Below are 20,138 nucleotides of genomic sequence, written 5' to 3'. Positions count from 1 at the left end.
CCGCACATGAGCTTTCTTGAAATCAAGGATATTCGCAAGAAGATCGGCAATAACGAGATTCTGAAGGGCATCAATATCGAGCTCGAAAAGGGCGGCTTCCTGGTTCTCGTCGGCCCCTCCGGCTGCGGCAAGTCGACCCTGCTCAATGCGATTGCCGGCCTGCTGCCGCCGTCGTCGGGCGATATCGTCATCGACGGCCAGGTGGTCAACGACCTGCACCCCTCGCAGCGCGACATTGCCATGGTCTTCCAGTCCTACGCGCTTTATCCGAACATGACAGTGGAACAGAACATCGCGTTCGCGCTGGAAATGCGCGGCGTCGAGAAGATGCAGCGCGAGGCAGCCGTCAAGCAGGTCGCCAAGACGCTGCAGATCGAGCATCTCCTGAAGCGCCGCCCGAGCCAGCTTTCCGGCGGTCAGCGGCAGCGCGTCGCCATGGGCCGGGCACTGGTGCGCCAGCCGCGGGTCTTCCTGTTCGACGAGCCGCTCTCCAACCTCGACGCCAAGCTGCGCGTCGAAGTCCGCGCCGAAATCAAGGCTTTGCACCAGAACACCCACGCGACGATCGTCTACGTCACCCATGACCAAATCGAGGCGATGACGCTTGCTACCAAGATCGTCGTGCTGAAAGAGGGCATGGTGCAGCAGGTCGGCACGCCGGCGGAAATCTATGGCCGCCCGGCCAATCTCTTCGTCGCCGATTTCATGGGCTCGCCGGCAATGAACATGCTGAAGGGCAAGGTGTCCAGCGTCAATGGCCAGCAGAGCATTGCGCTGTTCGGCAATGAAGGCGTCAAGGTCGCGATGCCGCCTTCCGTGACCACCAGCCTTGCGGATGGCAAGGACGTTATTCTCGGCCTGCGCCCGGAGACGATCACTGATGCCGGTCTCGTCGATCCGCACGCACGCGCTACCGCCCAGATCGAGGCGGAAGTGATGATGATCGAGCCGACCGGTTCCGATACCTTCGTCACCGGCAAGCTGGACGGCACCACCTTCACCGCCCGTACCCGTTCCGACGTGCATGTCGAGCTCGGCCAGAAGTTTCCCTTCGCTTTCAATCTCGACAAGGCCGTCGTCTTCGATCCGGAGACGACCAGCCGTATCGATTGACCCGGCAGGCGGGTTTGACCTGCGGCCTCTTTTGATATCTTCGAGCGCTCCAAGCTGTATTGGGAGCGCGCTCGCGGGCCAAAGGGCAACTTCATCGCGACCGCCTGCTGCAGCTACGTGCCAATCTCTCGGCCAAGCCGAAGGCCGTACCACCCGTTTCCGGTGTCGTCATCCACAGCGAACCAGCGGATATTGCTGCCGGCGAAACCGTCCCTGGCCTCACCATAGTTGTGGCCGTCTCCTCCGATTGAGTCCTCCGCATTTCCTCAGAAAACGCGGAACAATCCCGGACAGGCGGGGTTGAATCAGCGTCCTTGCGAAGCGGGACCAAACCAGACCGAGGAGACAGACAATGGCGAGTGGAAACTATTCCCAATCGGGCGGGTATCGAAACGACCGGATGCGTGACGAGCGCGATTTTGCGCGCGAGTCCTCCAGCGATTACCGTCCGGGCGATACGGGTTACGTGCGTGGTTTCAGTGACGATCTGCGTAGCGGCGATGTAAATAGGGAAGACGGCGATCGTTCGCGGGTCCCCCGCTACGGCCGCAGCGAACAATGGGCTTCCGATGACGGCGGGTTCGAGGCCGGTTATGGCGATTCGGCACGCTCTCAGGCCTGGGCTCGCGAATCCTATCGCGGCCGGCCTTCGTCGTTCAGCTACGAGCCCGACCGCAACCGCGTCAATCAAGCTTATGGTGACCGATACGGCTCGGACTACCGCTTCGGCGGCGAAAGCCGTTCAGGTTCGGACAGCCGCTTCCGCGGCTCGGATGATTTTGGCCGCAGACGCGGATTCATGGAGCGTGCCGGCGATGAAGTTGCCTCCTGGTTCGGCGACGAAGATGCCGAACATCGCCGGATGATGGATGAGCATCGCGGCAAAGGCCCGAAGGGCTACCAACGCTCCGATGCCCGTATCGAGGAGGACGTCAACGATCGGCTGAGCGACGATCCGGTGCTGGACGCATCCAATATCACCGTGACCGTCCAGAGCGCCGAAGTGACGCTCGACGGTTTCGTGTCGAGCCGCTGGGACAAGCGGCGAGCAGAGGATCTGGTGGACGATGTTTCCGGCGTCCGGCATGTGCAGAACAACCTGCGAGTCAACAATAGTTCGACCGATACGCTGGCGGGTTCGACCACTGTCTGATCGGTTGATCCATGCGTCAGGCCGCTGTCGGCGGCCTGACTTCGTTCGGGCCTGACTTCATTCGGGAAGGAGACATCATGACCGAGAACAATAACAGAGCCAAAATCCACAAGGATGCCGAGGGGCAGTATGCCAAGTCCAGGGCCGACCGCAAGTCGAGCGGTGTCGCAAGTGCTAAACCGACGGTCATCACCGGCTCCGACGACGCCACAAAACACCGCACCCCTCCCGGCCAGAAGGCGCCCAAAAAGGACTGGGACGTGAATTTCGACGTGGCGGAGCGGCCTCGTTAAACCGCAGCAGTCTTTCCGAAAAAACATATCGCCGGCAATCAATCCTTGGCCCGGCCTTCAAAACCAGTTAGAAAAGACCCCGCTAGAATATTAGCAGATGGCGGGATACGGAAATGGATAATGCCGGCAGGTGGCACAGGCACCTGCAGCTTTCTTCTATAGGGTAAATGCGCGGAATGGTTAGAATTTCGCGGTTTTTCCCGACGGCGCCGATCGGTGCATACCTGGTCGCTCTGGCGGCTGGCGTGGCATTGCCTTTGCTGATTTTCGTCGGTTATCTGATGATGGAGCTGGAGGCGAACGAGCGGGAGATTCTTGCGAGCGAAACCGCCGAGGATGCCCAGCTCGTCGCCCGATCGATCGACCGTGAGCTGCAGGACATGGCGACGACGCTGAGGCTGCTGATTACGTCGCCGGAGCTTGAGACCGGCGATCTGCGGGCCTTCCACAACCGAACCCAGAACAGCCTCCGGTCCGATTCGCTCTATATCCTCGTCGTCAATGCGGATGGGCAGCAGCGACTCAACACACGCGTGGAGTTCGACGCGCCGCTCGGCAAGATCTCCAATATGCCGGCGCTCCAATCGGCTATGAACAACGGGGTGACTGAGGTCTCCAACGTCTTTTTCGGCGCCACCAGCGGCAAGCATGTCTTCAACATCACGATGCCCCTCCCCAAGGAGATTTCCTATTCCGGCGCTGCGATGATCATGACGCAGAACGCTGAGGACCTGCAGAAGCTCGTCTCGACGGAAGGTCTTCCTGTCGGCTGGTCGGTTGCGATCGTCGATGGAGCCGGAAAGGTGGTGACTTCGCTCGGCGCCCACGCGCTCAGTTCCGGCACCGCGTTTCCGTCCGATACGCTGAAGCTGATGACGGGCTTCAAGGGTACGATCGAAGATGTCGATGGTCACCGCCGGCAGATGTACGGCTACGCGCAGATCACCGGCTGGACATGGAAGGCCATCGTCTGGGGACCGATCGATGCGGCTCAGGCGAGTATCCTGACGACATGGCGGCAGTTGATTGCCGGCGGCGCGATCTTCCTTGCCGTCGGAATGCTGATTGCATGGCTCGTCGGCCGCCAGCTTCGCATCCCGATCCGGCAGATCGCCGAAATGGCCGAGCGGATCGGCAAGGGCGAGATCGTTTCTCCGGTGGAGACGAAGATCCGGGAAGCCAACCAGGTCGCAGTAGCACTTTCGAATGCCTCCTTCGACCGCAGCGAGGCGGAAGACCGTATTCACCTCATCCTGCATGAACTCGTACACCGGACCAAGAACATCCTCACACTGATCCAGGCGATGATGCGCCAGCTGGCGCGCCAGGACACCACGATGGAGGAATTCCAGAAGGCGATCAGCACGCGCCTACAGGGTCTCGGGAAATCGATCGAGGCGTTGGCGAAGGAGCAGTGGGCGGGGGTCTCTATCCGGCGCGTCATCGAAATCCACATGAGCACGTTCGCGGACGCGGCCGACCGGGTCGAGCTGCAGGGCGCAGATTTTATCCTGAAGGCCGAAGCGGTCCAGAACCTTGGCCTCATCCTCCATGAGCTTGCGACCAATTCGGTAAAATACGGAGCGCTGTCGGTGCCGCAGGGCAAGGTGCTCATCGCCTGGAAGGATCTGGCCGAGGAGGACGACGGTGAAAGCCGGCTGGAGCTCGTCTGGGAGGAGAGAAACGGCCCCGCGGTCCATGAGCCTTCCCGCACCGGGTTCGGGACGACGATCATCAAGCGCCATGCGGCAGCGGCTTTTGCGGGCCGTGTCGAGGTCGACTTCCGCAAGGAGGGGCTTTGCTGGACCTTGAACGCGCCGCGCTCCGCCTTCCAGCGAGGCGAGGGCGCCGAAAATCTCAAGGACATCGCTATCTAGCTGTTTATCTTGGAGAGTGCCGGAACGAAGGCGCGGGCCTCGCCGTTTGATCGGCCATGGACGCTATGCTCACCACGATCGACATCGATCAAGATTCCCTCAAGACAATCGGCCTTACTTATGTCACCGACACGGAGCCGGGCATCCGCCGGCTCAGGCGCGGCAAGGGCTTCACCTACCGCCTGCCGGACGGCACCTTGCTCGCCGATCCCGAGCATCGCTTGAGGATCTCTTCGCTCGGCCTGCCGCCCGCTTATGAAAATGTCTGGATCTGCCTCGATCCCCGCGGACATCTGCAGGCGACGGGCTACGATTCGCGCGGCCGCAAGCAGTATCGCTATCATCCCGACTGGCAGAATTTCCGCAGCGAACGCAAATTCGATCAGCTCGTCCGGTTCGGCGAGGCCTTGCCGCGCATCCGCCGCAAGGCGAAACGCGACCTGGAGCTTGGCCTCGATAAGTCCGATGCGGTGATCGCCGCGCTGGTGGCACTGATGGACGCGACCCATCTGCGGGTCGGCAACCGTCTCTACGCCAAGGAGAACAAGACCTACGGCGCGACTACGCTCCTGAAGCGCCACATGACGTTGTCGGGCGAGGCGATCATGCTGCGCTTTGTCGCCAAGGGCGGCAAATGCGTCCAGCACACGCTGAAGCATCCCCGTCTGCAGCGCATCCTGGAGGAGATCGCCGACCTGCCGGGCCGGCAGCTCTTTTCCTGGCCGGACGAGGAGGGCGTGCCGCATCCGATCGATTCAGGCAGGCTCAACGCCTATCTCGCCAAGGCCGCAGGGTTCGCCGTCTCGGCCAAGACGTTCCGCACCTGGGGTGGCAGTCTCGCTGCCTTGATGGCGGCCTGGGAGGTGGTGGAGGAGGGCGGGCGCCCGAAGATCAAGGCGATGTGCAAGGCGGCGGCGGAAGCCCTGCACAACACGCCGGCGGTCTGTCGCTCAAGCTATATCCACCCGAGCATTCTCGCACTTTCGGAGGATGTCTCGCCGCTGGAAAAAGTGATGAGGGATAAGGTGGCGCTGACGCGGCCGAAGGAGTTGCGCGCCGACGAACGGCGGCTTCTCGCTTTTCTAAAGGACGTCTAGACCTCTGCGTCGGCCGCCCGCGAGGAGGTTGCGGGCGGCCGGAGCCGAGCTGACGTCAATTTACGCTGCCCGGCGATTGTGCCGCCCTTCCTGGACCTCCTCGACAATCTTCGCCACGAATTGCGGCAGATCTTCGGGCGAGCGCGAGGTGATGATGCCGTTGTCCACCACCACCGCCTCATCCCTCCAGGATGCGCCGGCGTTGCGGATGTCGGTGCGGATCGAATGATAGGACGTCGCCTTGCGCCCCCGAAGGGCATCGGCCTCCACCAGCAACCACGGGCCATGGCAGATCGCCGCGACCGGCTTTCCGCTTTTCACGAAGTCGCGCACGACCTTCATCGCATCTTCGTTGTCACGCAGGATGTCGGGGTTGATCTGGCCACCCGGCAGCACGAGGGCGTCGAAGTCCTCCGCCTTGACGTTCTTGGCCTCCATATCGACCGATACGGTATCGCCCCAGTCCTTTTTGTCCCAGCTCTTGATCTCTCCTGCCTTGATGGACGCGATCTTGACGTCGGCTCCGCGGTTTCTCAGTTCCTCCAGCGGGACGCGCAGTTCCGATCGCTCATAACCGTCTGCCGCGAGGATCAGGATGTTGGCGGACTCGATGGTGGTCATACTGGTCTCCTTTTGTTGGACAGTTCTATTGTTCGCAAAGTCTCGACCGACCTCAAAGCCGGCCGGTCGAGAGATCCCGGCCGTTGATGGAGGCGGGGACGCTGATTTCTTCGCGCGGCGATTTGGGCAGCGGAAGGAGGACGGCATCAGGCACGACAACCTGCAGTTCTTCCGGATGGGCTACGGCGAAAGTCTTCTTCGGGCGCGTGCCGGTGAGCTTGTTTCTGAGCGTTTCTAGAAAGTGCCTCATGATTTTCTCCCGTCGCGAACGCTGGGCGATTGCCCGTTCACAGTAGAGCAAACCCGTCGTCGAAGGATTGGTTCCATCTTTTTCACAGTCGGTTACACAAAGTTATCCGGCCGCTGGAACAAAATTCCCGATGGTACGTTTGGTGTCGAATTTTCCCGGCTCTTCCGCTGAAGTCGCTAACGTTTCTCACGATGCCGCGGGGCGCGTTGCTTTCCCTTTGTCCCCATCCGTTTTACGGTGAAGGCCGAGACGTGCTGCCTCGCTGTGACTCTTTCGCCCTTGCGGACCCACAGGCAGGGGCCTGGCGCTGCTCGCCGGATGGCAAACAGCGCCGAGCCGGCTTTGGGGAGGAGTGGCCGATGACAATTCGCTGGAAATATCTTGCGATCCTGGTGATCGTGGCGCCTTTGCTGGGGCTCGGGTTCGCCTGGTCCGGGCTGATGAGCGTCAAGGCGAGCACCGGTCATTGGGGAATGACCGACTGGTTCCTGCACTGGGTGATGCGCAATTCGATCCGGACTGCGGCTCTTTCCACCGAAGCGCCGCCGCTCGACAATCCGGCACTGCTGCCGCCGGCGGCAGGGCATTTCGAGACCGGCTGCGCGATCTGTCATGGCTCGCCCGCGCAGGGGCGCTCCGGCGCCGTGCTCGCCATGCTGCCACCACCGCCGGATCTGAAGACGGTGGTTCCCACCTGGAGCGATGCGCAGCTCTTCGAGATCGTCAAGCACGGCGTACGCTTCACCGGCATGCCGGCCTGGCCCGCGCAGGTGCGCGACGACGAAGTCTGGGATATGGTGGCGTTTCTGCGAAAGCTGCCGGGCATGGACAGCGGTGCCTATCTGCAGGCGTCCGGCCTTCACGGTATCGGTACCGCGGGGGAAGTCTCTCCGCTACCGATCACCTGCGAAAGCTGCCATGCGGAAAAGCGGCTCAACGGCAACAGCATCATCCCGCGACTGACCGGCCAGTCGGAAGCCTACCTGCTCAACAGCCTGCGCGCCTATGCGCATAGTGAAAGGGCGAGCGGCATCATGAAGGTTGCGATCGGGACTTTGCCCGACGAGAGCCTGCCGGAGCTTGCAAGCTATTATGCCAAGCAGGCGAGGCCGCCGCGACCCGCTGCGCCTTGGGACGCACAGCTCGTGGAAAAGGGCCGCGAGATTGCGGAAAGGGGAAGAGCGGCAGACAAAATTCCCGCCTGCCTCAGTTGCCACGAAAAACCCGGCGGCAATCCTGCCTATCCGCGCATCTCAGGTCAAAACGCTCCTTATCTGGAGCGCCAGCTCCGCCTCTTCCACGCAGGTGTCCGAGGCGGGTCTTCCTTCAGCCACCTGATGACGGAGGTGGCAAAAAAATTGAATGAAGAAGATTTTGCGGCTCTCGCGGCCTTCTTTGCCAGCCGCGAGAGCAGTGGGCCTTGACCTCAAGGCCGCTCTCCTCCCCAGGAGCTCAAAAAACTCAGACCGGGATGACCATCATGTAACAGGCGGCGATCACCAGCACAAAGCCTGCCGCTTCTACCCATTCTCTGACCATCGTCGCCTCCATCGCTTCGGTCGTGAATGAACGAGAAAGTCGTATTGTAGTTCCACGAAATGGCCATAAACGTGGCGGGATCGCCCTAAATGTGAAATCGCTTGGTTAACAGGACGTTGCTATTTGTCCGCTTCCGCCCGAGCGCGGGCAGCGTCTAGGATCGAACGAACCTCGCGGGCGGCAGAATTCTCGATCGCGAAGGCTCCATCCGGCAACAGGCCCGGGTCCTCCTCATTATCCTTGAACGTGGCGTCGTCGCGCAGCCGTCTGAGGAATGAGGTGATGGTCACTTCACCGCCGATCATGGCGGACAAGAGCTCGATGAGCACTTCGCGATGTGCATTCAATCGCCCTTCCAGTTCCTGGGGTGTCAGCGTCGACATGGTTTCCTCTCCTTATCCGTACCTCGCCTCTTCAAGGAGATAGTGGAGCCTTTCGCAGAGGGAACAATCGCTGCGACCGAAAGTTCACCCTTTAGCAAGAACATGGAGGAAGACCATGGCAGAATTTGCCAGATCGGGCGGCAATCAGGGTCAGCGCGATGTGCGCGACCGGCTGATCCTTGCCCTTTACGCCCAGCTGAAGGCCGAACGGCAGACCCGCGAGGCACTGGAATATGTCATCCGCAATGGTGCGCTGGCGCCTGAAGTGCTCGAAGCCATTGCCGGCGACCCTATCCCGGCTGCAACCGCCGAGGATGTCGCCGCAGTCGAAAAGGTGATCGCGCTCGATGCGCATCGGCGGAATTAGTTTATCTATCCGCCCAGGGAACGAAATGCTGTGCCGCACCATTATGACGCCAGTCTTTCAATTGGGTGCGACATGGATACGAAATCGAACCATTTTGTCATCGAGCCCGGCTCCTGGCTTCAGCTAGGTGCCAACTTTGACGGCGAGGGCGTCAATTTCGCGATTTTCTCGGCCCATGCCGAGCGCGTCGAGCTGTGTCTCTACGACCCAAGCGGCAAGATAGAGATCGCCAGGCTCGAGCTCCCGGAATATACTCATGAGATCTGGCACGGCTATGTGCCGGGGCTGAAGCCGGGCGCCCTCTACGGCTTCCGTGTCCACGGCCCCTACGATCCGGAAAACGGTCATCGCTTCAACCCGAACAAGCTGCTGATCGATCCCTATGCGCGGGAATTCGTCGGCGATGTCGACTGGAACGCGGCGCATTTCGCCTATGACCTTCTGCATGAAGACAAGGACCTGACCTTCGATGAGCGCGACAGCGCGCCGTTCATGCCGAAATGCCGGGTCATCGATCCGAACGAGTTCGACTGGAAGGATCAGAATCGGCCGAACGTCGCCTGGCCGGCGACGATCGTCTATGAGACCCATGTGAAGGGCTTCACCCAGCTCAACCCAGGCATTCCGAAGGACCTGCGCGGAACGTTCGAGGGCATGGGGCACAAGGCCTCGGTGGATTACATCAAGAGCCTCGGCATCACTTCGGTCGAACTGATGCCGGTCCATTATTTCCCCGACGATCAACATCTGCTGGACAAGGGCCTGCATAATTTCTGGGGCTACAACACGCTTGGCTTCTTCGCGCCGGCATCCCGCTATTATGGCCCCAAGGGCATCCAGGGGTTCCGTGACATGGTGCGCTCGTTCCACGATGCGGGCATCGAGGTTATCCTGGACGTGGTCTACAACCACACGGCTGAGGGCAACGAGCTTGGGCCGACGCTCTCCTTCAAGGGCATCGACAATTTCTCCTACTATCGGACCATGCCCGACCAGCACCGCTATTACATCAACGACACCGGCACCGGGAACACGGTGAATACCTCGCACCCGCGCGTGCTGCAGCTGATCATGGATTCCCTGCGCTACTGGACCGAGAGCATGCATGTCGATGGGTTCCGTTTCGATCTCGGTACGATCCTCGGCCGCGAACCGGAGGGTTTCGACGAGCGCGGCGGCTTCTTCGACGCGATCACCCAGGATCCGGTGCTTTCCAGGGTGAAGCTGATCGGCGAGCCCTGGGATATCGGTCCCGGCGGCTACCAGGTCGGCGGTTTCCCACCGGGCTGGGCGGAGTGGAACGACAAGTACCGCGATACGGTGCGCGAATACTGGAAGGGCACCAATGTCTCCACGGACTTCGCCGCCCGCCTGCTCGGTTCCGGCGATCTCTACGACCAGCGCGGCCGCCGCCCGTGGGCAAGCGTCAACTTTATCGCAGCCCATGATGGTTTTACCCTGAATGATCTCGTCTCCTACAACGACAAGCACAACGAGGCGAACGGCGAGGACAATAACGACGGCCACAACGACAATCGCAGCTACAATTATGGCGCCGAAGGTCCAACCGAGGACGAGGGCATCAACGCGGTACGTGATCGCCAGAAGCGCAATTTCCTCGCCACCCTGTTCTTCTCGCACGGCACGCCGATGCTGCTCGCCGGCGACGAATTTGGCCGCAGCCAGATGGGCAATAACAACGGCTATTGCCAGGACAGCGAAATCTCCTGGGTTCATTGGGAGGACCTGCCGGAGACTTGCGAAGAGCTTCGCGAGTTCACCCGCCAGATCATCAGGCTGCGCCGCGAACAGCCGCTGCTGCGCCGGGAAAACTGGCGCGACGGCCTGGACATCAAATGGTTCAACGCCGGCGGCGGTTTTCAGACCCCGGAGCAGTGGGACGAGGGCTCGACACTCGGCCTCTATATCGGCAGGCCCGATCTCAAGGAAGAAGAGGGCGTCTGGCACGACGTGCTCCTCCTTTTCAACCCGTTCGAGGGCAATGTCCCGTTCCGCATCCCGCAGTTCGGCGAGGGCGGCTGGGTGCTGGAACTGACCACGTCCGACCTTTCCAAGCGCGGTCTGGTGATTACCAAGGAGAAGGATTTCGAGCTCGAGGGCCGCAGCTTGGCGCTGTTCCGGAGACCGTAGCGGCTTCAACTTCCGCCCATAACCAAAGAGACCGGCTTTCAGGCCGGTTTCTTTCTGTCAGTTGGTTGGTTGGAGCCTTAAAGCGTCGCGCGGCGGATATCCGAGCTTGTCGATGCAACATGGCCGGACTTCAGCACCAGATTGGCATAGACGGCAGCATATTGCTGGGCGCTGCGTTCCCAGGAGAATTTCGCCTTCATACCCTGGTTCTGCAGGCGTGCCCACATTTTTGGATCGGCATAGGCGTGCAGCGCGCGGCGAAGCGCCAGCCGCAACCCATCGGTCGTCACCGGATGGAACTGAAAGCCGGTCGCAACGCGGGCGGACATCGCCGCGTCATTGGCATCTATGATGGTCTCGGAGAGCCCGCCGGTGCGGGAGACGACCGGTACGCAGCCGTAGCGAAGCGCATAGAGCTGTGTCAGTCCGCACGGTTCAAAGCGGGAAGGCTGGACGATCGCGTCCGATCCGCCGTGGATCAAATGCGCTGTTGGCTCGTCATAGCCGAAATGCACCGCCATCCGGCCTGGAAAACGCGCGGCGGTGTCGGCGAGCGCCCGCTCTATTTCCCGATCACCCTGCCCGAAGACGATCACCTGACCCCCGTGGCGAATGATCTCGTCCGCCGTATCGGCAAACATGTCGAAGCCCTTCTGCCATGTCAGCCGACTGACGGCGGAAAATAGGGGGCCTTCCCGACCGGCATCCAGTCCGAATCTTTCGAGCAGAACGGCGCGGTTCTCGCGCTTGCGGCGCAGCGTGCCGACGCCGTAATTGCGCGGCAGGTGCGGGTCGGTCGACGGATCCCAGATATCGAGGTCGATGCCGTTGACGATGCCGCGCAGGTCGGAGACGCGGGCGTTCAGGACTCCGTCCATACCCATGCCGAAGCGTGGGGTGAGTATTTCGCGCGCATAGGTCGGGCTGACGGTGGTGATCGCATCGACCGTCTGCAGGCCCCCCTTCAGGAAGCTGATATCGCCGAAATATTCCATGCGGTTCATGGAATAGGCCTCCGGCGGCAGGCCGATGCTCATCAGCACGCCGGCTGGATATTGCCCTTGGAAGGCAAGGTTGTGGATGGTCAGCACCACGGGCGTTCTGCAGCCGCGCTCGCGCATGTAGACCGAAGTCAGTGCCGACTGCCAGTCATGGGTGTGAACGAGGTCCGGAACCCATCCGGGAAGCACTCCATCGGCGATTTCGGCTGCGGCAAGGGAAAGTGCGGCGAAACGCCTCCAGTTGTCCGGATGGTCGATGCCGTCTTCGTCGACATAGGGGCCGCCCGGCCGATCGTAGAGAGCTGGCGCATCGAGCACGAAGAGGCTGAGGCCTTCGACCCTGGTGTGGAGGAGCGAGGCTTTTTCGCCCAGCAGATTTTCGAAGGTGACGAGCGGCATTGCGCTCTTCAGCTGCTGCATGACCTGCGGATAACCGGGGATCAGAGACGTCGTCTCGATGCCGAGGGGAGCAAGTGCCTTGGGCAGGGAACCTGTCACATCTGCAAGCCCACCTGTCTTCACAAGAGGAAAGATTTCGGACGTGACCGAAAGAATCCTCATTCCCGGAAGCCCCCGCTTTCCATAACCTGCCTTGATCCCCTGATCCATTGCGCTCCGCTCATCTCGACGAGGTTCGTCGAATGGGACGTAAGCGTTCATCATGCGTGCCTCAGCCATCTGCCAGTCTCACCCTCAAGAACGTTTCGGCCTTGGCCAACGTTCCCCAACAGAGTGGAGCCACGGCCAAGTTCAGACGCAAAAGCCATTTCGATTTTTCCAGGGTAAATAAGTCCGCGGCCGCGATGATGTCAGTCGCCGCGACCAATAACGATAGTGATGAAGTTGGGTGACGGGCGGCGTCAAGCGCCAGCCGGAACCTTCTTGGAGCGCTTCTTGGCCGGTTCGACGGCTTCCGGCATGGCAGCGGCCGGTGCCTTGGAAGCCGGTGCCTTGGAAGTTGTCTTCGCCGGAGAAGCCTTGGCTGCAGCCGTTTTCACGGCCGGTTTCGGAGTTGCAGCCTTCGCCGCCGCTTTCGGCGACTTCGCGGCGGTGGCTGACTTGCCGCGCGACTCTGCCGCAGGCTTCTTGGAAGCGGTCGGCCCGAGCGTCGCATATTCCAGCTTGGCCCGCTCCCAATGCTCCCTATCCTTGCCTGAGGGATAGCCTTCTTCTTCCCACAAAATGTAGGCCCGCTTTCTGATCCAGACTTCTTCGGATTCCGCCATTCTTGTCTCCATTCGCCCAAGCGCCGAAACGTGTGCGGCGCAGAAAAGTTCCCTGGTAAAAACGAAAAATCGCAACCCGGCCGAGACGCGGCCAACACTTGAAAAAAACTTCCCCGGAGGCGGAACTTTTGGCTGTCAAATATACTTATGGCCGCCGGGAAGGAGACACATCCAATGGGAAAGTACTGCGATATCGTCCCACACGCAACCGGCTGGGTCTATGTCATCGACGGCGTTCAGTCTGCGTCCTATTATCACACCTATGAGCTCGCCATGGAGGCCGCCAAAGCACATGTGGCGCGCGACCGAAGCGGGCGGGTGGAGATTTTCCGCAGGCAGGCGCTGAACGGCGAAATGCTGCCGATTCCGCCAATGCACGGGACCCCGGACCAGTCAGCACCGAGACGATCTTTCCCGGCTTGAGAAAGTCGGCAGGGAGGAAAAGCCCCGGATAGTCTCCGGGGCTTTTCTCGGGTCGATGAAAAGGCGCGGCCGGCGCCGCGCCTCTCATGGGACTGAGAATGTCACGCAGCCTTCTGGGCAGCGGTGTTCACCGCGGTCTTGGCGAGAGCCGTCAGGGCTTCGTCGGTCTTGCTTTCCTCGGCGAGCGTCTGTTCGAGAAGCGTTACGGCGTCCCGGTGACCGAGCTGTTGGGCCCAGGCACGCAGGGTGCCGTAGCGGCTGATCTCGTAATGTTCGACAGCTTGCGCTGCTGCGAGCAGCCCGGCGTCGAGAGCTGGCGTGCCTTTGAACTCGTCAAGGATTTCCTCGCCTTCTTCGATGATGCCGTCGATCGCGGGGCAGGTCTTGCCCTGGGCCCGCTTGCCGATAATCTCGAAGACCTGCTTCAGGCGATCGATCTGACCTTCGGTTTCGTCCCTGTGTTTCTCGAATGCTGCCTTCAGCTTCGGATCCTGGGCGCCGCGTGCCATCTTCGGCAGCGCTTTCACGATCTGGCGCTCGGCGTAATAGATGTCCTTCAGGGTTTCATGAAAAAGGTCGTCGAGGGTCTTACTGGCCATGGGTCTCTCTCCTTGTTGATGGGTGTTCTTATGGGGGGGATTGCGAGGCATCTAACGAGCGGAGTGCCTTGCGGGTTCCACGGAAATCAATGCCTTTCGGGGGCAATTCGAAGATTATTGCGGCAGGCGACGACACCCCCGATGTCGAGAACGACATCTTCGGCTCGGGTTTTGTCGGCAAGCTGCGCGACGTATCCCTCCAGCGTCACCTCACCGTTCTCCACCGAGACCGACATGTTGGTCGGGTCGAGAAAAGCGTCCTGCGTGAGGTGCTCATTGACGTCCTGTGCGATCAGATCGTCGGGCCGGTCGTAACCGTTCGGTGCCTTGCCGATCTGCTTTTCCTGTTCCGGTCCCTCGGCGAAGATATTGGCTTCGCCCTGAAGATAACCGCTCGGGCGGCTTTCTGCCGGGCCCTCCCATCGAGGCCACTGCGAGGTCTCGCCGGGACGGCCAGCTTTCGGCTGCTCATTCTTCATCGGCTTTCTCCTTTTCAGGGGCATGATCGCCCGCAGCGGAGGAACCCACGGTTGCCGGAAAAGTTCCATGCGACTTGATGGAACCGGAACGCCCGAAACGCGTTTGGACCGTCAACTAGAAAAATGTTCACGACGGGAGAGACACATGCAGGACAGGCTGAAGATCTATCGGCTGGTGCCGACTGCTGCGCCACATGATCCGAACTGGCAGAACTCGCCACCACATGGCGAAGTGGTGGTCAGGGCCAAGACCGCTGGCGATGCGCGCTTGGTGGCGAGCCAGGCGGAACTTGATTTCATGGAAATCGACGCTTCCCCCAGCGAAGGCAATTCGACGGAGATGGCGAGCGCTTTCCGTAGCGACAAGCTCTATACGGTGATCGAAGACAGCAGCGGGCGGTTTGCGCCGAACGGGCCGCGGTGCGTGATCGGCGGCCGTGTGCGCACGGACAACCTGATTTCGACCCAGCTCTGATGCTTGGGGTAAAAGTGCCCAAGAGGAAGAATATCAGTCGGTACGACCGTCGATCTTTTCGTTGAGGGCCTTCTGCAGCGCTCGCGCCAGATCGAGCAACCGATCAGGAACCTCTTCCTTCTCGATCTCGGTCAGAAGGACCGAAACCTTGCGGCTGACCCGCCGTCCCATCCTGATGTCCTGTTCCGCAACCGGAGTGTCTTGTTTCGCCATCCCGACCTCTGACGTAATCACTACCGGCATCCGTTGCCGAAACAATAGCCGCCCGCCATAACGCTACATTAGCCTTCCATACATCAGGAAGGCTAACTTCGGATATCCCGAAAAAGTCACAGAGGACAAATGAAATAAGACGACTCCCTATCCAGGAAGCCGCCCAATTTGTTCCATAAGTTTTTCAGAAAGATCAGTGCCTGGGCGGTTTGGGCGTGCCGGAGGGGATCGATGTCACCGTGCTCGACACCGGATCACTTGCCGGAAAGGTATTTTCCAGGCCTTCGTTGAGCTGTTCATCCAACTCCTTCTTTTCGCCACGCTCGCGAGCCGACTGCTCGGCTTTTTTGTGCGAGTCTTTCTGCGCAGGGTTCGGGGTGCCGCTGGTGCTCATCTCGTTTTTCTCCTTGGCCTGTTTCGTCATGAAAACGGTTTGGTTCGAAAGTTTGTTCCGGAACCAAGCGGAGGCAGCGCGGGTTATCGGGCAAACGAAGGAGTTTTGTCGTGGCCCCGCGCGTATTCTGGAAAGGTTATCTGAAACTCTCGCTCGTCACCTGTCGGGTGACGATGACGCCGGCGGTCTCCGAAGGCGCCAAGGTGCGATTCCACAATATCAACCGCAAGACCAATAATCGCGTCCTCAGCCAGTATGTCGATGCGCGGACAGGCGAGGCGGTCGAGGATGATGATCAGGTCAAAGGTTATCCGAAGGGCGAGGACGACTACGTTCTTCTCGAAGACGAAGAGATCGAGGATGTCGGGCTCGAAAGCACCCGTACGATCGATATCGAAACTTTCGTGCCGGCCGACTCGATCGGCTGGATCTGGTACGACCGGCCGCATTATCTGGCGCCCGACGACGAGGTGAGCGCCGAGGCCTTCGCGGTGATCCGGGAGGCTATGGCGAAGACCAATACCGGCGGCATTGCCCGGCTCGTCATGTATCGCCGCGAGCGGGCGGTTTTGCTGTTGCCGAAGGACAAGGGGATCGTCGTCTGGACCTTGCGTTATGGCGACGAAGTCCGCGACGCTGACGAATACGCCGCTGAGAAGCCGACGGGGAACGCCGGTTCCGAACATCTGGCGATGATGAAGAAGATTATCGACGAGCGCACTGAAGCCTGGAAGCCATCAATGGCGGATGATCCGGTCCAGGACCGGTTGCTGGAGATCATCGCCGAGCGCAAGAAGAGCCGGAAGACGAAGAAGAAGGTCGAGGAAAAGGCGCCCGAGCGCAGCAGCAACGTGATCGACATCACCGCCGCGCTGAAGAAGAGCCTGGAAGCGGAGCGGAAAGCGCCGAGGAAGTAAGGCGGTGCGGCAAACTCCCATCTCCCCCCTTGCGGGGGAGATGTCACCGGAGGTGACAGAGGGGGTGACGCCGCGAGTTCAATTGGCGATGAGTATGCGGCAGCACCCCCCTCTGCCCTGCCGGGCATCTCCCCCACAAGGGGGGAGATTGGCCAAGACGCAGCCTCTCATCTCGGCCTCTACCTCTTCTTCTTTGCCTTGAACTCGATCGGGGCTTCCGCCTTGCGAAAATCTCCCCACGGATCGTTCGTCTGCTGGGCGATGCGCGCCGGGGCGTTGTTGACGGTGAAATAGTTGGGGCCGATCGCTCCGCCGAGTTCGTCCCACTCGACCGGCATGGACACCGGTGCGCCGGGGCGGGCACGGGTAGAATAGGGGGCGACGGCAGTATTGCCGCGACCGTTGCGCAGGTAGTCGATGAGGATTTTGCCGCTTCGCTTCGACTTGGTGATCGTCGAGACATATTTGTCGGGATCGTCGCCGGCCATGCCGTCGGCCAGCGCCTTCATCGCCGCCTTCACTTCCGGCCATTCTGCCTTTGGTTTGACCGGTGCGACGACATGCAGGCCCTTGCCGCCCGAGGTTTTTACGAAGGCGACCAGCCCCATGTCCTCGAAACGACGCTTCACCTCATGAGCGGCAGCGATGATATCGGTCCAGGAGACGCCTTCGCCCGGATCGAGGTCGATATTGACCATGTCCGGCTTTTCCCAGTCGTCGAGGGTCGAGCCCCAGGGGTGGATTTCCAGCGTCGCTCCTTGGACGAGGCCGAGCAAACCATCGAGGTCACGGATGGTGATATCCTCTTCCGCCGGATCGGTGGGGTCCTTCACGAGCACGGCGTTCTTGGTCATGCCCTTCCAGCCATGTTTCTGGAAGAAGAGTGGTTTACCGATCCCATCCGGCCCACGCACCAGCGCCAGCGGGCGGTTCACGACGAAGGGCGCCATCAGCCGCCAGACTTCGGTGTAATAATCCGCAAGCCCGGCTTTGGTCACTCCGGCATCCGGCCAGTAGACCCGGTCTGGATGGGTAAGATTGACCGTCCGCTTCGGCGGCTTCGGTTGTTCCGCTACGTTCACAGGTCCGCCCTCCCGGACGATATCCTTGGGGTCCTTGTCTTCGCGCAAGCCCCGGAAAGCCGCGTGGCGGATATGCGCATCCGCCGTCCAACCGCGGAACTCCACTTCCGCCACCAGTTCGGGCCGCACGAAAACGACATCCTTCTTTTCCACCCCGGCAAGCTTTTCGTCAAACGGGCTTTCGCCGGTGTGAATCTCCTGGAGGCGTTTGAGGAGCGATTGCGCAACGGCGTTCGAATAACCCGTGCCGACGCGGCCGGCGTGCCGCAGCTTTCCCTTGTCGTAATATCCCATGACCAGCGATCCGATCGCCGTCCTCGAAACGGAGGAAGGGACAAATCCGGCGACCACGAATTCCTGTCGTGCCGAACATTTCGATTTCACCCAGTCGCGGCCGCGGCCAGGGCGGTAGGGCGCATCCGCGATCTTGGAAATGATGCCTTCCAGGCTCAGCCGGCAGGCATGCTTCAGGACCAGTCCGCCTTCGTCGCCAAAGTGCTCGCTATAGCGAAGGGCTGGACCGCTGCCGGTTAGCAGTGTTTCCAGCGCCTCCTTGCGCTTCAGAAGCGTCGCACCGGTCAGGTCGTAACCGTCGAGGTGAAGAATGTCGAAAGCGTAGAAGGTGAACCGGTCGTCCCGACCTTCGCTCAGGTCCTGCTGAAGCAGGGAGAAATCGGTGGCGCCGGAACCGGCCTCGACCGCTACTTCCCCGTCGATGATCGCATCGGCCGGGCTAAGCTTTCCGAATTCCGCGATGATCTCGTCTCCGAACTTATGCGTCCAATCGAGCCCCGTGCGGGTCAGCAGCGTCACTTTGCCGTCTGCGACGCGTGCCTGCAGGCGATAGCCATCGAGCTTGATCTCATGGACCCAGCGTTTGCCGGAAGGTGCACTCTTCACCAGGGTCGCAAGCTGCGGTTCGACGAAATCCGGGAGTTCGGCTTTCTTCGCGCCTTTGATCTTCGATGCAGCAATGTCGGATTTTTCCGGTTCTGGATCGGATTTCGCCTTCGCTTTCGGTTTGGCGGTATTCTTTGCAGGCGGTGCCTTGCGGCCCCAGATTTCGTCCAGTGTCTTGCCTGACTTCACCGAAAGCGGCATTTCGTCGAGAATGTCCTTGTCGCCCTCGGCGCGGGCGAACTCGTCCTCGCCTTTTACCAGCAGCCAATTCTCGCGTTTTTCGCCCTCTCTGCGGGCCATGCGGATCAGGTGCCAGCGGCCCTCCAGCTTCTCGCCCTTCAGCTCGAATTCCATATGGCCTTTCTTATAGCCCTTGTGAGGATCGCCGATGGGTTCCCAGGTGCCCCGATCCCAGAGCAGCACGGCGCCGGCGCCGTAATTGCCTTTCGGGATCATGCCTTCGAAACCGCCATAGTCGAGCGGATGGTCTTCCACATGCACCGCAAGCCGCTTTTCGCCAGGCACGAAGCTCGGGCCGCGGGTGACGGCCCAGCTTTTCAGGACGCCATCCATTTCCAGCCGGAAATCGTAGTGCAGGCGGGTGGCATCGTGTTTCTGGATGGCGAAACTGTTGCCGGATGCCTTGGCCTTGCGGCCGGAGACTTTCCCCTGAGGCTCGGGAGAAGCCTTGAAGTCCCGCTTCTGGTTATAGGTTTCGAGCGCCATGATCAGCTCGCCTTTCTCTGCGGGGCGGCAGTCTTACGAGATACGGTTTTCTTGGCGGGCTTCTTCGATGCAGTCTTCTTGTCGCCGGCGCTCTGGCGCAGCGCATCGAGCAGGCTGGAAACCTTCTTCGGTTCCGGCTTCGGCTGTTTCCTGAGCTTGCGGCCCTCGATCTTGGCCTTGATCAGCTCCGCGAGCGCCGCCTCGTAGCGGTCGTCGAACTCGGCCGGATCGAACTCGCCGCGTTTGGTGTCGATGATGTGCTCTGCGAGGTCGAGCATCTCGCCGTCGATCTTGAAGCTCTTGATGTCGGAGAAGATTTCCTTGGCCGGCCGGACCTCGTAGTCGTAGTTGAGCGTGCTGGCGATCATGCCCTTTTCGCTCGGGCGGATAAGCACCGTCCGGAGCCGCCGGAAGAGCACCGTGCGGGCAAGTGCTGCGACATTCTTCTCCTTCAGCCCCTTGCGGATCAGCTCGAAGACTTCCGCTGCCGGTTTGTCGGTCGGTGCCAGGTAATAGGGGCGGTCGATGAAGATGGTGTCGATGCCGTCGCATGGAATGAAGGTTTCGAGCTCCAGCGTCTTGTCGCTCTCTGGTACGGCGGCCTTCACCTCGTCGGGCTCCAGAAAGACATACTGGCCGCTCGAAACTTCATAGCCTTTGACGATGTCCTCGCTTTCGACCTGCCTGCCGGTGTCGGCATCGACCATCTGGCGGTGGACGCGGTTGCCGGTCTCGCGATTGATGATGTGAAAGCTGACGCGGTCGGATGTCGAGGCGGCCGTATAGAGGGCCACCGGGCAGCTCAGCTCTCCAACCTTCAGGTACCCTTTCCAGTTTGCACGCGGTGCCACGATCAGAA

At 60.7% G+C, this 20,138-nt stretch carries 23 protein-coding genes; 12 read left to right on the top strand and 11 right to left on the bottom strand.

Going from position 1 to position 20,138, the window contains the following annotated elements:
• Positions 1-6: 6 nt before the first annotated feature.
• The 6 genes from RG540_RS16435 (at position 7) to RG540_RS16415 (ending at position 5,533) form a co-directional block, all read left to right on the top strand.
• Complete coding sequence (locus RG540_RS16435) at positions 7-1,113, top strand: ABC transporter ATP-binding protein (protein WP_038590080.1); 1,107 nt, start codon at positions 7-9, stop codon at positions 1,111-1,113.
• A gap of 59 nt (positions 1,114-1,172) precedes the next feature.
• Positions 1,173-1,364, top strand: a complete 192-nt coding sequence (locus tag RG540_RS33610) for a DUF3459 domain-containing protein (protein WP_367889899.1) — start codon at positions 1,173-1,175, stop codon at positions 1,362-1,364.
• Positions 1,365-1,465: 101 nt separating this feature from the next.
• The gene (locus RG540_RS31430) at positions 1,466-2,266 is read left to right on the top strand and encodes a BON domain-containing protein (protein WP_080724963.1); all 801 of its coding nucleotides are present in this window, start codon (positions 1,466-1,468) and stop codon (positions 2,264-2,266) included.
• A gap of 77 nt (positions 2,267-2,343) precedes the next feature.
• Positions 2,344-2,559, top strand: coding sequence for a hypothetical protein (locus RG540_RS16425; RefSeq protein ID WP_038594016.1), 216 nt, complete (start codon positions 2,344-2,346; stop codon positions 2,557-2,559).
• Positions 2,560-2,735: 176 nt separating this feature from the next.
• Positions 2,736-4,436, top strand: coding sequence for a sensor histidine kinase (locus RG540_RS16420; RefSeq protein ID WP_051909650.1), 1,701 nt, complete (start codon positions 2,736-2,738; stop codon positions 4,434-4,436).
• Between the two features lie 83 nt (positions 4,437-4,519).
• Positions 4,520-5,533 (top strand): DNA topoisomerase IB, encoded by a 1,014-nt coding sequence (locus tag RG540_RS16415; protein ID WP_038594010.1) that lies wholly within the window; start codon positions 4,520-4,522, stop codon positions 5,531-5,533.
• 60 nt (positions 5,534-5,593) lie between these two features.
• Here the strand turns inward: RG540_RS16415 and RG540_RS16410 are convergent, their stop codons facing one another.
• Both RG540_RS16410 and RG540_RS16405 read right to left on the bottom strand, forming a co-directional pair.
• Positions 5,594-6,154: a type 1 glutamine amidotransferase domain-containing protein gene (locus RG540_RS16410; RefSeq protein ID WP_038590077.1), complete on the bottom strand. Its 561-nt coding sequence runs from the start codon at positions 6,152-6,154 to the stop codon at positions 5,594-5,596.
• 52 nt (positions 6,155-6,206) lie between these two features.
• Positions 6,207-6,404, bottom strand: coding sequence for a hypothetical protein (locus RG540_RS16405; protein ID WP_038590074.1), 198 nt, complete (start codon positions 6,402-6,404; stop codon positions 6,207-6,209).
• Positions 6,405-6,763: 359 nt separating this feature from the next.
• Here RG540_RS16405 and RG540_RS16400 point away from each other — a divergent pair, with 359 nt between their 5' ends.
• Positions 6,764-7,828 (top strand): c-type cytochrome, encoded by a 1,065-nt coding sequence (locus tag RG540_RS16400; protein ID WP_038590070.1) that lies wholly within the window; start codon positions 6,764-6,766, stop codon positions 7,826-7,828.
• 234 nt (positions 7,829-8,062) lie between these two features.
• On the opposite strand, the gene RG540_RS16395 is transcribed toward RG540_RS16400, so the two are convergent.
• The gene (locus tag RG540_RS16395) at positions 8,063-8,326 is read right to left on the bottom strand and encodes a hypothetical protein (RefSeq protein WP_038590066.1); all 264 of its coding nucleotides are present in this window, start codon (positions 8,324-8,326) and stop codon (positions 8,063-8,065) included.
• A 115-nt stretch (positions 8,327-8,441) separates the two neighbouring features.
• On the opposite strand from RG540_RS16395, the gene RG540_RS16390 reads away from it, so the two are divergent.
• Positions 8,442-8,693: a hypothetical protein gene (locus RG540_RS16390; protein ID WP_038590064.1), complete on the top strand. Its 252-nt coding sequence runs from the start codon at positions 8,442-8,444 to the stop codon at positions 8,691-8,693.
• A 72-nt stretch (positions 8,694-8,765) separates the two neighbouring features.
• Complete coding sequence (gene glgX, locus RG540_RS16385; RefSeq protein WP_038590061.1) at positions 8,766-10,844, top strand: glycogen debranching protein GlgX; 2,079 nt, start codon at positions 8,766-8,768, stop codon at positions 10,842-10,844.
• Between the two features lie 77 nt (positions 10,845-10,921).
• Here the strand turns inward: glgX and glgA are convergent, their stop codons facing one another.
• Positions 10,922-12,406 (bottom strand): glycogen synthase GlgA, encoded by a 1,485-nt coding sequence (gene glgA / locus RG540_RS16380; protein WP_051909468.1) that lies wholly within the window; start codon positions 12,404-12,406, stop codon positions 10,922-10,924.
• Positions 12,407-12,705: 299 nt separating this feature from the next.
• Positions 12,706-13,071, bottom strand: coding sequence for a DUF2934 domain-containing protein (locus tag RG540_RS31425; RefSeq protein WP_065814423.1), 366 nt, complete (start codon positions 13,069-13,071; stop codon positions 12,706-12,708).
• A 174-nt stretch (positions 13,072-13,245) separates the two neighbouring features.
• Here RG540_RS31425 and RG540_RS16370 point away from each other — a divergent pair, with 174 nt between their 5' ends.
• The gene (locus RG540_RS16370; RefSeq protein WP_046599995.1) at positions 13,246-13,494 is read left to right on the top strand and encodes a hypothetical protein; all 249 of its coding nucleotides are present in this window, start codon (positions 13,246-13,248) and stop codon (positions 13,492-13,494) included.
• A 101-nt stretch (positions 13,495-13,595) separates the two neighbouring features.
• Here RG540_RS16370 and RG540_RS16365 read toward each other — a convergent pair whose 3' ends face one another.
• Both RG540_RS16365 and RG540_RS31160 read right to left on the bottom strand, forming a co-directional pair.
• The gene (locus tag RG540_RS16365; protein ID WP_038545669.1) at positions 13,596-14,093 is read right to left on the bottom strand and encodes a YciE/YciF ferroxidase family protein; all 498 of its coding nucleotides are present in this window, start codon (positions 14,091-14,093) and stop codon (positions 13,596-13,598) included.
• Positions 14,094-14,179: 86 nt separating this feature from the next.
• The gene (locus RG540_RS31160) at positions 14,180-14,572 is read right to left on the bottom strand and encodes a BON domain-containing protein (RefSeq protein WP_051909466.1); all 393 of its coding nucleotides are present in this window, start codon (positions 14,570-14,572) and stop codon (positions 14,180-14,182) included.
• A 145-nt stretch (positions 14,573-14,717) separates the two neighbouring features.
• Between RG540_RS31160 and RG540_RS16355 the strand changes: the two genes are divergently transcribed.
• Entirely contained in the window at positions 14,718-15,047 is a 330-nt protein-coding gene (locus RG540_RS16355) for a hypothetical protein (RefSeq protein ID WP_038545666.1), read from the top strand.
• A gap of 33 nt (positions 15,048-15,080) precedes the next feature.
• Here the strand turns inward: RG540_RS16355 and RG540_RS16350 are convergent, their stop codons facing one another.
• Positions 15,081-15,260 carry a hypothetical protein gene (locus RG540_RS16350; RefSeq protein ID WP_038545663.1) on the bottom strand — a complete coding sequence of 60 codons (180 nt, stop codon included), beginning with the start codon at positions 15,258-15,260 and terminating at the stop codon, positions 15,081-15,083.
• Positions 15,261-15,453: 193 nt separating this feature from the next.
• Positions 15,454-15,654 (bottom strand): hypothetical protein, encoded by a 201-nt coding sequence (locus tag RG540_RS16345; RefSeq protein WP_038593996.1) that lies wholly within the window; start codon positions 15,652-15,654, stop codon positions 15,454-15,456.
• A gap of 110 nt (positions 15,655-15,764) precedes the next feature.
• Here RG540_RS16345 and ku (RG540_RS16340) point away from each other — a divergent pair, with 110 nt between their 5' ends.
• Positions 15,765-16,571, top strand: a complete 807-nt coding sequence (gene ku / locus RG540_RS16340) for a non-homologous end joining protein Ku (protein WP_038590058.1) — start codon at positions 15,765-15,767, stop codon at positions 16,569-16,571.
• A gap of 179 nt (positions 16,572-16,750) precedes the next feature.
• On the opposite strand, the gene ligD is transcribed toward ku (RG540_RS16340), so the two are convergent.
• On the bottom strand, positions 16,751-19,279 hold the full coding sequence (gene ligD, locus RG540_RS16335; RefSeq protein ID WP_038590055.1) for a DNA ligase D: 2,529 nt from the start codon (positions 19,277-19,279) through the stop codon (positions 16,751-16,753).
• 2 nt (positions 19,280-19,281) lie between these two features.
• The gene (ku, locus tag RG540_RS16330; RefSeq protein ID WP_244446686.1) at positions 19,282-20,133 is read right to left on the bottom strand and encodes a non-homologous end joining protein Ku; all 852 of its coding nucleotides are present in this window, start codon (positions 20,131-20,133) and stop codon (positions 19,282-19,284) included.
• Positions 20,134-20,138: the final 5 nt, after the last annotated feature.

It is taken from the genome of Neorhizobium galegae bv. orientalis str. HAMBI 540 (assembly GCF_000731315.1).
Classification (GTDB): domain Bacteria; phylum Pseudomonadota; class Alphaproteobacteria; order Rhizobiales; family Rhizobiaceae; genus Neorhizobium; species Neorhizobium galegae.
Note: the sequence above shows the minus strand (reverse complement) of the source record. Positions and strands in the feature narration are given on the sequence as shown.